The organism is Staphylococcus sp. EG-SA-10, from assembly GCF_017151945.1.
GTDB lineage: Bacteria > Bacillota > Bacilli > Staphylococcales > Staphylococcaceae > Staphylococcus > Staphylococcus aureus.
The window spans coordinates 1-351 of sequence record NZ_JACVZJ010000059.1; the positions used below are offsets into that span (position 1 = coordinate 1).

The 351-nt window shown below is 31.9% G+C and carries 1 rRNA gene; it reads right to left on the reverse strand.

The annotated features are described in order from the left end of the window. Window positions 1–230: 230 nt before the first annotated feature. Window positions 231–345: ribosomal RNA gene (gene rrf / locus IDG45_RS13775) — 5S ribosomal RNA — on the reverse strand. Between the last annotated feature and the right edge of the window lie 6 nt (window positions 346–351).

Sequence of the window (351 nt, forward strand, 5' to 3'; positions counted from 1 at the left end):
GGATCAAACTCTCCATAAAAATTATGATGTTTGATTAGCTCATAAATACTAAATAATGTTTGTAACTTATAGTTACGTTTTTTGGAATTAACGTTGACATATTGTCATTCAGTTTTCAATGTTCATTTTTCTTACCGACAAGAATTAATTATACATTTTATTAACATTTAAGTCAATAACTTTTTTATCTTGTCTATTTTATTTTTTAACCAAAATTTGATTAAAAAACTGCCTGGCAACGTTCTACTCTAGCGGAACGTAAGTTCGACTACCATCGACGCTAAGGAGCTTAACTTCTGTGTTCGGCATGGGAACAGGTGTGACCTCCTTGCTATAGTCACCAGACATATG